A 12,999-nucleotide genomic window follows, 5' to 3' on the forward strand; every position below is an offset into this window, starting at 1 on the left:
GTGCTCAGCGCACTTCGGTGAGCTGCTCGAGGATGGCCGGGTTCTCGAGCGTGGACGTGTCCTGCGTGATCGCCTCGCCCTTCGCGAGCGAGCGCAGCAGGCGCCGCATGATCTTGCCCGAGCGCGTTTTCGGCAGGTTGTCGCCGAAACGGATGTCCTTCGGCTTCGCGATCGGTCCGATCTGCTTGCCGACCCAGTCGCGCAGCGTCTTCGCGAGCGCCGCCGCTTCGTCGCCTTCCGGGCGCGAACGCTTCAGCACCACGAACGCCACGACTGCTTCACCGGTCGTGTCGTCCGGACGGCCGACCACCGCCGCCTCGGCCACGAGTTCATGCGACACCAGCGCCGACTCGATCTCCATCGTGCCGAGCCGGTGGCCCGACACGTTCAGCACGTCGTCGATCCGGCCCATGATCGTGAAGTAGCCGGTCTCCTTGTCGCGCACGGTGCCGTCGCCGGCCAGATAGAGCGTGCCGCCGAGCTCTTCCGGGTAGTAACTCTTCTTGAAACGCTCCGGGTCGCCCCAGATCGTGCGGATCATCGCGGGCCACGGGCGCTTGACGACCAGAATGCCGCCTTGCCCGTTCGGCACGTCCTGCCCCGTCTCGTCGACCACCGCGGCCGTGATGCCCGGCAGCGGCAGCGTGCACGAACCCGGCACGGTCGGCGTGGCGCCCGGCAGCGGCGTGATCATGTGGCCGCCGGTCTCGGTCTGCCACCACGTATCGACGATCGGGCAGCGCTCGTGGCCGACGTGCTTGTGGTACCACATCCACGCTTCCGGATTGATCGGCTCGCCGACCGTGCCGATGATGCGCAGGCTCGACAGGTCATGGCTCTTCGGATGCACCTTGTCGTCGGCTTCGGCCGCCTTGATCAGCGAACGGATCGCGGTCGGCGCGGTGTAGAACACGGTGACCTTGTGATCGCCGATCATCTTCCAGAAGCGGCCGGCGTCCGGATACGTCGGCACGCCTTCGAACACGACCTGCGTGCCGCCGCATGCGAGCGGGCCGTAGGTGATGTACGTGTGGCCCGTGACCCAGCCGATGTCGGCCGTGCACCAGAACACGTCGTCGGGTTTCCAGTCGAACGTCCACTTCATCGTCTGCGCGGCCCACAGCAGGTAGCCGCCCGTGCTGTGCTGCACGCCCTTCGGCTTGCCGGTCGAGCCCGACGTATACAGGATGAACAGCGGATGCTCGGCGCCGACCCAGGTCGGCTCGCAGCGGTCGGATTCGCCGTCCACCAACTCGTGCATCCACAGGTCGCGGTCTGCATGCCAGTCGATCTTGCCGCCGGTGCGGCGATAGACGATCACGCTCTTGACCGCTTCGCAGCCGCCCAGCGCGATCGCCTCGTCGGCGATGCTCTTGAGCGGCAGCGTCTTGCCGCCGCGCGCCTGCTCGTCGGCGGTGATCAGCGCGACCGCGCCGACGTCGACGAGCCGCTCGTTCAGCGATTTCGCGGAGAAGCCGCCGAACACGACCGAGTGGGTCGCGCCGATGCGCGCGCAGGCCTGCATCGCGACGATGCCTTCGATCGACATCGGAATGTAGATGACGACGCGATCGCCCTTGCCGATCCCGCGTTTCTTCAGCGCATTGGCGAAGCGCGATACGCGCGCGAGGAGATCGGCATAGGTGACGCGGGTGACGGTGCCGTCGTCGGCCTCGAAGATCACCGCGACGCGCTCGCCGTGGCCGGCTTCGACGTGACGATCGAGACAGTTGTACGACGCGTTCAGCTCGCCATCGTCGAACCAAGTGTAGAACGGCGCGTTGCGCTCGTCGAGCACCTTCGTGAACGGCTTGTGCCACGTGAGGCCTTCGCGCGCGAGACGCGCCCAGAAGCCTTCGTAATCCTGCTCGGCCTCGGCGACGAGCGCGCGGTAGGCCGGCATGCCGGAAATGGTCGCCGTCTTCTCGAGCGCCGCGGGCGGCGCGAACTGACGGGTTTCGTGAAGAACCGATTCAATCGCAGACATCGACTACCCCTTGGTGAACATGAATCCTCTGCATGGCGGCGCGATCGTGCGCGCCGCGCGTCGTCTTGGCCGGCGCCTGCGCGCCGCTGTCTCCCACCACCCGCACGCGACCGCGAAGGCCTGCGCACGATGCTGCACCGCACCACATCACGCGAACGTGACCCGCGGCCCGGCGGTTTCCACGATAAGCGCTCCAACTTACCCGTCACTTACGCGGCATGGCCGTTTCGTGCACCGGGCGGCGCGCATCGAGGTCAGCTTTACGCTGTTACAACCGCGACCCTACAATCCTAACTGAACTCGCCTTCCGGATTCCAGCTTGAATCGCTACGCCCTCTTCCTCATCCTGTCGATGCTGTTCGTCGGCAGCAACGTCGGTATCGGTAAATCCATCGTTGCATTCGTTCCCGTCGCCATCCTCGCCACGCTGCGCTTCGTGATCGCGATCGCCGTGCTGTGGCCGCTGTTCAGCCCCGTGAAGATGCGTGCGGTCAAGCGCGGCGAATGGCTGAACCTGTTCCTGCAGGCCTTCTTCGGCACCTTCATGTTCACGCTGCTGATGCTCAACGGCGTGCAGCGCACGAGCGCGGTGGCCGCGGGCGTCATCACGAGCACGATCCCGGCGATCGTCGCGCTGTTCGCATGGCTGATCCTGCGTGAAAAACCGAACGGCCGTGCGCTCGTGTCGATCGCGCTCGCGATCGTCGGCGTCGTGACGATCAATCTCGCCAACGGCAGCGCATCCGGTCACGGCACGCCAGGCGACGCGTCCGGCTCGCTCACCGGCAACCTGCTGATCCTCGGCGCGGTGTGCTGCGAATCGATCTACGTGATCCTGTCGCGCCGGCTCACGCAGACGCTCGCACCGATCGACATCTGCGCGTACACGCACCTGTTCGGCCTGTTCCTGATGCTGCCGCTCGGCGCGACCGCGCTGTGGCACTTCGATTACGCGAGCGTGCCGGCCGGCACCTGGGCGCTCGTCGTCTGGTACGGACTATCGGCCAGCATCTTCTCGTTCTGGCTGTGGATGAAGGGCATCCGGCACGTGCCGGGCAGCCTCGCCGGCGTGTTCAGCGCGGTGCTGCCGATCGCCGCGGCCGCGTACGGCATCGCGTTCCTCGGGGAGCGCCCGACGCTCGCGCACGGCGTCGCGCTCGCGTGCGTCGTCGCCGGCATCGTGCTCGCGAGCCTGCGCGTGAAACGCGTGCCGGCCGCGGCCTCCTGATCCGTCCCCGGGCGTGCCGGCGCGTCGCTGCAGTCGCGCCGGCCGACGCGTTACAATAGCGCGCCTTTTCAAGATTACCCCCGATACCTGCGCACCGCGCCCGTACCCCGACATGTCCGCCCCGCACTCGCCCGGCCATCCCGGCCGTCGCCCGCTTCGCCCCCTCCCCGCGCTGATTTTCATGAGCCGCTGGCTCCAGGTTCCGCTCTATCTGGGCCTGATCGTCGCGCAGGCCGTCTACGTGTTCCTGTTCCTGAAAGAAGTGTGGCACCTGCTGTCGCATGCGACGGGCCTCGACGAAATCAGCGTGATGCTCGCCGTGCTCGGCCTGATCGACGTGGTGATGATCTCGAACCTGCTGATCATGGTGATCGTCGGCGGGTATGAAACGTTCGTGTCGCGGCTCGGCATCGAGGGCCATCCCGACGAGCCCGAATGGCTCGACCACGTGAACGCGGGCGTGCTGAAGGTCAAGCTGTCGATGGCGCTGATCAGCATTTCGTCGATCCATCTGCTGAAGACCTTCATCAACCCCGACCAGCACACGACGCACGCGATCATGTGGCAGGTGATCATCCACGTGTCGTTCCTCGTGTCGGCGCTCGTGATGGCGTGGGTCGATCGCCTGACGACGCACACGCACCCGGCCCATTTCCACGAGGCGCACGCACCCGCGGCGTCCCGACCGGCGGCCTGAACCGTCGGCAACATATTCCCCACTGTCCCCACAGAGTCTCAGCCATGACCGTCATCAAACAGGAAGACCTGATCCAGAGCATCGCGGATTCGCTGCAGTACATCAGCTACTACCACCCGCTCGACTACATCCAGGCCCTCGGCCGCGCGTACGAGCTGGAAGAGAGTCCGGCGGCGAAGGACGCGATCGCGCAGATCCTCACGAACAGCCGCATGTGCGCGGAAGGCCGCCGCCCGATCTGCCAGGACACCGGCATCGTCACGATCTTCGTGAAGGTCGGCATGGACGTGCGCTGGGACGGCGCGACGATGGGCCTCACCGACATGATCAACGAAGGTGTGCGCCGCGGCTACACGCACCCGGACAACGTGCTGCGCGCGTCGATCGTCAATCCGCCGGAAGGCGCCCGCAAGAACACCAAGGACAACACGCCGGCCGTGATCCACTACGAGATCGTGCCGGGCGACAAGGTCGACGTGCAGGTCGCCGCGAAGGGCGGCGGCTCGGAGAACAAGTCGAAGTTCGTGATGCTGAACCCGTCCGATTCGATCGTCGACTGGGTGCTGAAGACGGTCCCGACGATGGGCGCCGGCTGGTGCCCGCCGGGCATGCTCGGGATCGGCATCGGCGGCACCGCCGAGAAGGCGATGCTGATGGCGAAGGAATCGCTGATGGAGCCGATCGACATCCAGGAAATCATCGCGCGCGGCCCGAAGGACTGGATCGAGGAACTGCGTGTCGAACTGCACGAGAAGGTCAACGCGCTCGGCATCGGCGCGCAGGGCCTCGGCGGCCTCGCGACCGTGCTCGACGTGAAGATCATGGCGGCGCCGACGCACGCGGCCTCGAAGCCGGTCGCACTGATCCCGAATTGCGCGGCCACGCGCCACGCGCACTTCGTGCTCGACGGCTCGGGCCCGGCCAAGCTGGAAGCGCCGTCGCTCGACGCCTGGCCGAAGGTGCAGTGGGAACCGAACACGGAAACCAGCAAGCGCGTCGACCTGAACACGCTGACGCCGGAAGAAGTCGCGAGCTGGACGCCGGGCCAGACGCTGCTGCTGTCGGGCAAGATGCTCACCGGCCGCGACGCCGCGCACAAGCGCATCGCCGACATGCTCGCGAAGGGCGAGAAGCTGCCGGTCGACTTCACGAACCGCGTGATCTACTACGTCGGCCCGGTCGATCCGGTGCGTGACGAAGTGGTCGGCCCGGCCGGCCCGACGACGGCCACGCGCATGGACAAGTTCACCGAGACGATGCTCGCTCAGACGGGTCTGATCTCGATGGTCGGCAAGGCCGAACGCGGCCCGGTCGCGATCGACGCGATCAAGAAGCACAAGGCGGCCTACCTGATGGCGGTCGGCGGCGCGGCCTACCTCGTGTCGAAGGCGATCCGCGGCGCGAAGGTGCTCGCGTTCGAAGACCTCGGCATGGAAGCGATCTACGAGTTCGACGTGCAGGACATGCCGGTGACGGTCGCCGTCGATTCGTCGGGCACGTCGGTGCACCAGACGGGTCCGAAGGAATGGCAGGCGAAGATCGGCAAGATCCCGGTCGCCACCGCTTAAGCGCGATCGAACGAAAGGCCGGACGGGAGTCCGGCCTTTTTACTTCTCATTCTCATTATTGTGTTCGGCCGGTTATTCGAGGCTGATTCTCATTACACGCAAAAGGCAGGCCCGACAAGGCTTCGAGGCTTGGCTTTTCTCGTTCGAGCGATTATCGTTCGGTTTCTGAAGCCCCACTGAACAAGGAAACAGCCATGCAAGGCGACAAGAAAGTCATCGAATATCTGAACGCCCAACTGAAGAATGAACTCACGGCGATCAACCAGTACTTCCTGCATGCGCGCATGTACAAGCACTGGGGCCTCGACAAGCTCGGCAAGCACGAATACGACGAGTCGATCGGCGAAATGAAGCACGCCGACTGGCTGATCGAGCGCGTGTTCATGCTCGACGGCCTGCCGAACCTGCAGGACCTGCACAAGCTGCTCGTCGGCGAGGAAACCGAAGAGATCCTGAAGTGCGACCTGAAGCTCGAGCAGATCTCGCAGTCCACCTGCAAGGAAGCGATCGCCTACTGCGAATCGGTGCGCGACTACGTGTCGCGCGAGATCTTCGAAAAGATCCTCGACGACACCGAAGAGCACATCGACTGGCTCGAAACGCAGATCGACCTGATCGGCAAGGTCGGCCTGCAGAACTATCAGCAAACGATGATGGGTTCGCCCGAGTAATCGCGCCGCCTGCCAGCCTGCCGCCCGCCTGACGATGACGAACCCGTCCGACGCTACCGCGCTGCGCGCCGCCGCCCCTGTCGGCATCTTCGACTCGGGGCTCGGCGGCCTGTCGGTGCTGCGCGCCGCGCGCGCGCACCTGCCCGACGAATCGTTCGTCTACGTCGCCGACTCGCACCACGCGCCGTACGGCCCGCGCGACGAAGCCTTCATTACGGAACGCACGCTGGCCATCGGCGAGTGGCTCGCCCGCGAAGGCGCGAAAGCGCTCGTCATCGCATGCAACACGGCAACGGCCCGGGCGATCGCGGCCATCCGCGAACGCCTGTCGATCCCGCTCGTCGGTGTCGAGCCGGGCATCAAGCCGGCCGCCGCGCTGTCCGCGACCGGCGTCGCGGGCGTCCTCGCCACGCAATCGACGTTGAACAGCCCGCGCTTCCAGGCGCTGCTCGACCGCTACGGCGCCGGCCGCCGCTTCATCTGCCAACCCGGCCACGGGCTCGTCGAAGCGATCGAACGCGGCGACACGAACTCGCCCGCGTTGCGCGCGCTGCTCGAGCGTTACATCCAGCCGATGCTCGACGACGGCGCCGATACGCTGGTACTCGGCTGCACGCACTACCCGTTCTTCACAGAAACGATTCGTGACCTTGTTGGCGAGCGCCTGACGATCGTCGACACGAGCGACGCCATCGCCCGCCAGCTTGCGCGGGTCCTCGACGAACGCGGGCTGCGCGCCCCGGCCGGCACGCACGCCGCGCCGCCGCGTTTCTGCTCGACCAGCGACGGTCTGCAGCTACGCGCGCTCGCCTCGACGCTGCTCGGCCTCGACGCGCCGGTCGAATCCGTCACCATTTCCTCGCCGAACGCGCGCGCCTGCGCGACCGCCTGACACGGGGGCCGGCACGCCGGACGCTCTCGGCGGCCTGACCGCCCCGCCGTTTCAAGGGTCCGATGACCTTAAAAAAAGCCCGACCCAGGCTTGTCAACACCCGCAAAATTAATGATAATAATTCGCATTAACGTTAGCTATCGCAACTCATCATGATCGTCTGCGTGTGCAAGTCTGTTTCCGATCGCAAGATTCGCGCGTCCCTCGCCGAGGGCGTGAACTCTTTCGATGAACTCCAGTTCGAGCTCGGCGTGGCCACGTGCTGCGGCAAGTGCGAGGAGTCCGTACGCGACCTCATGGCCGAGCAAGGCGTCTGCGCGAGCCGGTGCGGCGTCGAGCATCATGCGCATCCGATCCCGGTCACGTTCTACGACCGCAAGGCGGCCTGAGCGGCGCCGAGCGTGCGCATGCGGCCCAGGCCGCATTTTTTGTTTTGACCGTCAGCAAGCCACCGTCCGCGCGAGCCAACGGCTTACCTGTCAAGGAGCCTGTGATGGAATTGCTGATCGGATTCGTAACCACCGTTTGCATCTCGCTGCTGATTTTCCGCAAGTGATGCCGATTCACCCGCCGCGCCCCGGGTGCGACGTCGTTCTTTCAAGCTAACATGCAGGCTTCGCATCTCGCTCCTGCCGGCGCCATGCCGGCTGCACCACGTATGAATCCCCGAGTGATCGTCGTCGCGGTCGGTGTGCTTGCCGCACACGCGATCATGCTGACGGCCGCGTGGCTCCATCGCAACGCGCCGCCGCCGAAATCGGTCGAGGTCCAGACGATCACCGCGCAGCTCATCACGCCCGCGCCGATCGCGCAGCAGGTCGCGGCCGAGTCGATCCCGCAGCCCGCGCCGCCGAAGCCGGTGCCGCGCGTGAAGCCGAAGGTCGAACCGAAGCCGGTGCAGAAGGCGGCGAAGCCGACCCCGCAGCCGGTTGCGCCCTCGCCCGCCCCGTCGCCTACACCCGCTCCCGCCGCCGATCCGACACCGGCGCCCGCCGCGCCCGCTCCCGCCGCACCGGCCGCCACGCCGGGCCCGGCGCGCGAAACGATGCAGGTCAGCGCGCCGAAGAACGTGCCGACGCTCCAATGCAACTTCGTGAAGCCCGACTATCCGTCGATGTCGCGCCGCCGCGGCGAATCGGGCACCGCCTATGTTCACTTCGTCGTCGGCGTGACCGGCAAGATCGAAAGCATCGATCTGCAGAAGAGCAGCGGCTATCCGCGCCTCGACGATGCCGCACTCGACGCGATGCGCTCGACCACCTGCCGTCCGTACATCGAGAACGGCCAGGCGATCCGCGCCGCCCGCACACAGCCCTACAGCTTCGGGCTCACCGACTAACCTGCCTCATCCGGAAGATTCAAAGGAAACAAAAAATGCAAAGCTACGGTATCGCGCACGTCTGGGCGCAAGGTGATTTCGTCACGCGCGCCATTGCGATCACGCTGCTCGTGATGTCGGTCCTGTCGTGGATCGTGATCGTCATCAAGGGCTGGAACGTGATCCGCCTGAACCGCCTCACGAAGAACGCCGAACAGGCTTTCTGGCATTCCGACAATTTCGACGACGGCATCAAGAAGCTCGGCCTCGCCGCATCGACGCCGAACGACAACCCGTTCCTCGCGCTCGCGCTGTCGGGCAAGGAAGCCGCCGACCATCACCACCAGACGCAACCGCACCTGCACGATCGCATGGACGTGTCGGACTGGGTCACGCGCTGCCTGAAGGACACGATGGACGAAGGCATCTCGCGCATGCAGAGCGGCCTCGCGATCCTCGCATCGGTCGGCAGCACCGCGCCGTTCGTCGGCCTGTTCGGCACGGTGTGGGGCATCTATCACGCGCTGCTCGCGATCGGCGCCACCGGCCAGACGTCGATCGACCAGGTCGCGGGCCCGGTCGGCGAATCGCTGATCATGACGGCCTTCGGCCTGTTCGTCGCGATTCCGGCGGTGCTCGGCTACAACGCGCTGACCCGTGCGAACAAGGGTGTCGTCAGCAAGCTGCGCCGCTTCGCGCACGGTCTGCACGCGTACTTCGTGACGGGCGCGAGCCTCGCGTCGTCGTCGACGCGCGACGGCCTGCGTCTCGCCTCGCGCGCCGCCAGCTGAGACGAGGTGAACCATGGCCATGAACACCGGTTTCAGCGACGATGACGACGATGCCGTGATGAGCGAGATCAACATGACGCCGCTCGTCGACGTCATGCTCGTACTCCTGATCATTTTCCTCGTGACGATCCCGGCGATGCAGCATGCGGTGAAGATCGACCTGCCGCACGCCAGCAGCCAGCCCGTCGACGAAAAGCCGCAGACCGTCGACGTCGCGATCCAGGGCGACGGCACGATCCTGTGGGATGACCACACGGTCACGCGCGAACAACTGCAGGCACGGATCGCGGAAGCCGCGAAACGCACGCCGCAGCCCGAGTTGCACCTGCGCGCCGACCGCAAGGTCGCGTACGAGCACGTCGCGGAAGTGATGTCGGATGCGCAGGCAGGCGGCTTGACGAAGCTCGGCTTCGTGACGGAGCCGGGCGCAAAAGCGAAGTAACGCGCGCACGCCCCGCAGTTGCCGGCAGCAACGGCGCACTTGGCCGGCCGCACCTAGCCGGCCGCACCTAACCGGCCGTACACAAAGTAAAAGGCCTTCATCGCCAGATGAAGGCCTTTTTTCATGCGCACGCGGGCGCCTTCGGGCGGCGGGCTCTTTGGCGGTATCGGTTGCGCCTCGAGCAACGCAAATGCGACTCTGCCGTGGTCTGCACGGACTGCGCGTTCTGCCCTATCTGGCTCGCAATATATGCGGCCACCTGATTTCGCTCAGAACTTCCTTCACGAAATGGGATTTCAATATAGGCCCGCCCGCGCACGCATTCAAGGTTCCGGCGATTGAAACTTGCGATTGCAGGCGACGCTTCAATGACAAAACAAATTTGCGTCGTCGTACACGCCGTGTTCAGGTCGCCGAAACATCGACCGCCGCTTCCTTCTTTGCGCGCTCAGGGCAGCCGGGCTCCTTGTACGCGCCGTGGTCGAGCTTCTCGACCAGGTAATCGACGAACGCACGTACTGCGGGCGGCATCCCTTGGCGCGACACGAACACCGCATACAACTGCGGCACCGGCAGCGTCCAGCCCGGCATCACGGGCGACAGTTGCCCCGCGCGCAGCGCGTTGCCGTACATCATCTCCGGCAGCGCGGCGATGCCGAGGCCGTCGAGCACGGCCTCGCGGATCGTCATCAGGTCGGCCGTCACGAGCCGCGGATCATGCTCGTGCACGTGGCGCGTCCCGTCCGGCGCGATCAGGTTGAATACGTGCCGGCCGTCGACGCTCGGCGTATCGAGCGTCTCGAAGCCGGTCAGGTCGTCCGGCGCCAGCGGCGGCGCATTCTGGCTCAGCAGGCTCGGCGCACCGACCAGCATCTGCTCGGTGCGCCACAGCGGCCGCACGACGATGTTGGCGTTCTGCGGCGGCTCCGAGCGCACGCGCAACGCGACGTCGATCGAATCCTCAAACAGGTCGATCACGCGATTCGTCACGCGGACATGCACCTTGACCTCGGGATAGCGGCGCAGGAATTCGGGCAGGATGCGCGACAGCATCGTCTGCGACAGCGTCACCGGCACGCTGACGCGCACCGAGCCGCGCGGCGACGCGCGCAGCTGCTGCACCGCGTTCATCGCGGCCTGCGCTTCGGCGAGCATCGCCTGGCAGTGCTGGTAGAACAGCTCCCCCGCCTCGGTCAGCGCGAGCTTGCGCGTCGAACGCTGCAGCAGGCGCACGCCGAGCGCGGCCTCCAGCTCGGTCAGGCGCCGCGACAGACGCGATTTCGAGATGCCCAGCACGCGCTCGGCGGCCGAGAAGCCGCCATGTTCGACGACCTGCGAGAAGTACATCAGGTCGTTCAGGTTATGTGCATCGATATTCATCTCATCGTTCCAATTTCAGAACAATCCATTGCGAACGGCCGCAAATCGGACGGTAAAACGCCCAATATAATAGCGCTATGTTTCAAAAATAACGCTATTCCGATGATTTCGAGGGCTTCCCATGACCACCGCTCGCTCGCTTGATCGTACCTACCCCGCGCTTCGCACCACCGAAGGCGGCGGTTTCGTGGTTCACCGTCCGTTCCCGACACGGCTGCTGATGGACTTCGATCCGTTCCTGCTGCTCGATGAAATGGGCCCGGTCGACTACGCGCCCGGCGAAGCCGTGGGCGCGCCCGACCATCCGCATCGCGGCTTCGAGACCGTGACCTACGCGCTGGACGGACGCTTCCGCCATCGCGACTCGTCCGGCCATGCCGGCACGCTCGGCCCCGGCGACGTGCAATGGATGACGGCCGGCGCCGGCGTCGTGCACAGCGAGATGCCGGACCCGGCGTTCGCGCAGGCAGGCGGACGTTCCCACGGCTTCCAGCTGTGGGTCAACCTGCCGCGGCGCGACAAGATGATCGCACCGCGCTACCAGGAGATCCCGGCCGCCCGCATTCCGACCGCGACGTCGCCGGACGGGCGCGCACGCGTGCGCGTCATCGCCGGCGAAGCATTCGGCGTCCAGGCCGCGATCGAGACGCGCACACCGATCCTCTACCAGCATTTCACACTGGAGCCCGGCGCAACGGTCACGCAGCCCGTGCCGGCCGGTTATCGCGTGTTCGCCTATCCGATCGACGGAACGGGCCGCTACGGGCCCGACAGGCAGGCTGTGGACGCACGGCACATGGTCGTCTACGGCGACGACGGCGACACCGTCACGTTCGCTGCCGGCGACACGTCGCTCGACCTGTTGCTGATCGGCGGCGTGCCGCTCAACGAACCGATCGTCCGTTACGGCCCGTTCGTGATGAATACCGAGGAGGAGATCCGGCAGGCCGTCGTCGACTACCAGACCGGTCGCATGGGTCGCATCGAAGCGTGAACCGGATCGGGGTCGCAGGTGCCGCGAAGCCGGTGGTTTTGCGTCACAATAAGTTCTTGAACCATGTGGCCACCCGCCACCAGAAGGAACCCGTCCCCTTGAACTTCGAACATCTGATCCAGATCAACTCCGACGATCCGGGCGTGCCGACCCTCACCCGCGACCAGCTCTGGGAAGGCCTCGTGCTGCGTGCGGAGCAGCCGCAACTGTTCGTGATCGGCCTCGACAGCTGCGTCATTCACGAACGCACCGACACGACGCTCGAACGCGAACTGCATTACGGCCACGCGACCGTGCGCGACCACGTGACGTTCACGCCGAATCAGCAGGTCCGCTACGACATCCGCGCGGCCGACGGCGAGATCGGCGGCTCGCTGACGATGACGATCGAAGAGCGCGACGACCGCGAACTGTTCCTGCGTTTCGAGTACCGCACGACGCTGACGGTCACGGACGACAGCGAAGAAGCGCGGCAGACGCACGGGATCGTCAAGGAGGCATACCGCACGTCGGACATCGACACCGTTCGCCTGATCCGCGAATACGCGCAGGGGCGCAAGGACCCTGATCCGCTGCACTGAACCCGGCGGCGGCCTGCGGGCCGCCGCTTTTGATTCAAGCTATCAGTCTCGGCATTTCGATCGATAAAGAGTTTTTGTAAATGGGAATAGTTATCATTTAGAATTCATTCCATCGTATCGACAGTCACCGATCAAACCGAATGACCGACACCATGCGCCCGCCCACGCTGACCCTGCGCCGCACGACCGGCACCGCAGCCAGCAGCCGTCAGAAGACGGCAGCGGTCACCACGCCGGCGAAACCCGCCGGCAACCGCGATGCAGGCACGCGGGTCGTCAACAGCGATACGCTGCTGCAAGGCCAGAGCCACATCAGCATCGCGCATAACGGAGAGACTTATCAGTTGCGCGCCACGCGGCTCGGCAAACTGATCCTGACGAAGTAACGACCGAGTATTGTGGGGACCACCTCCCTGAGAGGTGTTGGGCAGTAGCCAGCGTAACGGCTTG

At 65.6% G+C, this 12,999-nt stretch carries 14 protein-coding genes; 12 read left to right on the forward strand and 2 right to left on the reverse strand.

What is annotated here, in order from left to right; translation table 11 throughout:
* Positions 1 to 4: 4 nt before the first annotated feature.
* Positions 5 to 1,987 (reverse strand): acetate--CoA ligase, encoded by a 1,983-nt coding sequence (gene acs, locus KU887_RS11780; RefSeq protein WP_258250073.1) that lies wholly within the window; start codon positions 1,985 to 1,987, stop codon positions 5 to 7.
* A 319-nt stretch (positions 1,988 to 2,306) separates the two neighbouring features.
* Here acs and KU887_RS11785 point away from each other — a divergent pair, with 319 nt between their 5' ends.
* The 9 genes from KU887_RS11785 to KU887_RS11825 all read left to right on the forward strand — a co-directional run bounded on the left by KU887_RS11785 (position 2,307) and on the right by KU887_RS11825 (position 9,594).
* Entirely contained in the window at positions 2,307 to 3,215 is a 909-nt protein-coding gene (locus KU887_RS11785; RefSeq protein ID WP_006482741.1) for a DMT family transporter, read from the forward strand.
* A gap of 112 nt (positions 3,216 to 3,327) precedes the next feature.
* Positions 3,328 to 3,912: a TIGR00645 family protein gene (locus KU887_RS11790; RefSeq protein WP_012492727.1), complete on the forward strand. Its 585-nt coding sequence runs from the start codon at positions 3,328 to 3,330 to the stop codon at positions 3,910 to 3,912.
* A 44-nt stretch (positions 3,913 to 3,956) separates the two neighbouring features.
* Positions 3,957 to 5,480, forward strand: coding sequence for a fumarate hydratase (locus KU887_RS11795; RefSeq protein ID WP_006482750.1), 1,524 nt, complete (start codon positions 3,957 to 3,959; stop codon positions 5,478 to 5,480).
* A gap of 194 nt (positions 5,481 to 5,674) precedes the next feature.
* On the forward strand, positions 5,675 to 6,151 hold the full coding sequence (gene bfr / locus KU887_RS11800) for a bacterioferritin (RefSeq protein ID WP_006482753.1): 477 nt from the start codon (positions 5,675 to 5,677) through the stop codon (positions 6,149 to 6,151).
* A 34-nt stretch (positions 6,152 to 6,185) separates the two neighbouring features.
* Entirely contained in the window at positions 6,186 to 7,043 is an 858-nt protein-coding gene (gene murI / locus KU887_RS11805; RefSeq protein ID WP_006482751.1) for a glutamate racemase, read from the forward strand.
* A 152-nt stretch (positions 7,044 to 7,195) separates the two neighbouring features.
* Positions 7,196 to 7,432 (forward strand): bacterioferritin-associated ferredoxin, encoded by a 237-nt coding sequence (locus KU887_RS11810; RefSeq protein ID WP_006482749.1) that lies wholly within the window; start codon positions 7,196 to 7,198, stop codon positions 7,430 to 7,432.
* Positions 7,433 to 7,650: 218 nt separating this feature from the next.
* The gene (locus tag KU887_RS11815) at positions 7,651 to 8,382 is read left to right on the forward strand and encodes an energy transducer TonB (protein WP_012492728.1); all 732 of its coding nucleotides are present in this window, start codon (positions 7,651 to 7,653) and stop codon (positions 8,380 to 8,382) included.
* 35 nt (positions 8,383 to 8,417) lie between these two features.
* Positions 8,418 to 9,152 (forward strand): MotA/TolQ/ExbB proton channel family protein, encoded by a 735-nt coding sequence (locus KU887_RS11820; RefSeq protein ID WP_006483875.1) that lies wholly within the window; start codon positions 8,418 to 8,420, stop codon positions 9,150 to 9,152.
* Positions 9,153 to 9,165: 13 nt separating this feature from the next.
* Positions 9,166 to 9,594, forward strand: a complete 429-nt coding sequence (locus tag KU887_RS11825; protein WP_006478310.1) for a biopolymer transporter ExbD — start codon at positions 9,166 to 9,168, stop codon at positions 9,592 to 9,594.
* Positions 9,595 to 9,999: 405 nt separating this feature from the next.
* Here the strand turns inward: KU887_RS11825 and KU887_RS11830 are convergent, their stop codons facing one another.
* A complete protein-coding gene (locus tag KU887_RS11830) occupies positions 10,000 to 10,974 on the reverse strand; it encodes a LysR family transcriptional regulator (protein WP_006483884.1) in 975 nt (324 codons plus the stop codon).
* 121 nt (positions 10,975 to 11,095) lie between these two features.
* On the opposite strand from KU887_RS11830, the gene KU887_RS11835 reads away from it, so the two are divergent.
* From KU887_RS11835 to hemP, 3 genes are all read left to right on the forward strand, one after another.
* The gene (locus KU887_RS11835) at positions 11,096 to 11,968 is read left to right on the forward strand and encodes a pirin family protein (RefSeq protein WP_034201518.1); all 873 of its coding nucleotides are present in this window, start codon (positions 11,096 to 11,098) and stop codon (positions 11,966 to 11,968) included.
* Between the two features lie 98 nt (positions 11,969 to 12,066).
* Positions 12,067 to 12,549, forward strand: coding sequence for an SRPBCC family protein (locus KU887_RS11840; RefSeq protein ID WP_006483882.1), 483 nt, complete (start codon positions 12,067 to 12,069; stop codon positions 12,547 to 12,549).
* Positions 12,550 to 12,689: 140 nt separating this feature from the next.
* On the forward strand, positions 12,690 to 12,935 hold the full coding sequence (hemP, locus tag KU887_RS11845) for a hemin uptake protein HemP (RefSeq protein ID WP_258250074.1): 246 nt from the start codon (positions 12,690 to 12,692) through the stop codon (positions 12,933 to 12,935).
* Positions 12,936 to 12,999: the final 64 nt, after the last annotated feature.

Source organism: Burkholderia sp. EMB26, assembly GCF_024730645.1.
GTDB lineage: Bacteria > Pseudomonadota > Gammaproteobacteria > Burkholderiales > Burkholderiaceae > Burkholderia > Burkholderia cenocepacia.

Coding starts and splice junctions, on each gene's coding strand:
- acs (WP_258250073.1), bottom strand. CDS start 1,987: ATGTCTGCGATTGAATCGGTTCTTCACGAAACCCGTCAGTTCGCGCCG.
- KU887_RS11790 (WP_012492727.1), top strand. CDS start 3,328: ATGTCCGCCCCGCACTCGCCCGGCCATCCCGGCCGTCGCCCGCTTCGC.
- KU887_RS11795 (WP_006482750.1), top strand. CDS start 3,957: ATGACCGTCATCAAACAGGAAGACCTGATCCAGAGCATCGCGGATTCG.
- bfr (WP_006482753.1), top strand. CDS start 5,675: ATGCAAGGCGACAAGAAAGTCATCGAATATCTGAACGCCCAACTGAAG.
- murI (WP_006482751.1), top strand. CDS start 6,186: ATGACGAACCCGTCCGACGCTACCGCGCTGCGCGCCGCCGCCCCTGTC.
- KU887_RS11810 (WP_006482749.1), top strand. CDS start 7,196: ATGATCGTCTGCGTGTGCAAGTCTGTTTCCGATCGCAAGATTCGCGCG.
- KU887_RS11815 (WP_012492728.1), top strand. CDS start 7,651: ATGCAGGCTTCGCATCTCGCTCCTGCCGGCGCCATGCCGGCTGCACCA.
- KU887_RS11820 (WP_006483875.1), top strand. CDS start 8,418: ATGCAAAGCTACGGTATCGCGCACGTCTGGGCGCAAGGTGATTTCGTC.
- KU887_RS11825 (WP_006478310.1), top strand. CDS start 9,166: ATGGCCATGAACACCGGTTTCAGCGACGATGACGACGATGCCGTGATG.
- KU887_RS11830 (WP_006483884.1), bottom strand. CDS start 10,974: ATGAATATCGATGCACATAACCTGAACGACCTGATGTACTTCTCGCAG.
- KU887_RS11835 (WP_034201518.1), top strand. CDS start 11,096: ATGACCACCGCTCGCTCGCTTGATCGTACCTACCCCGCGCTTCGCACC.
- hemP (WP_258250074.1), top strand. CDS start 12,690: ATGACCGACACCATGCGCCCGCCCACGCTGACCCTGCGCCGCACGACC.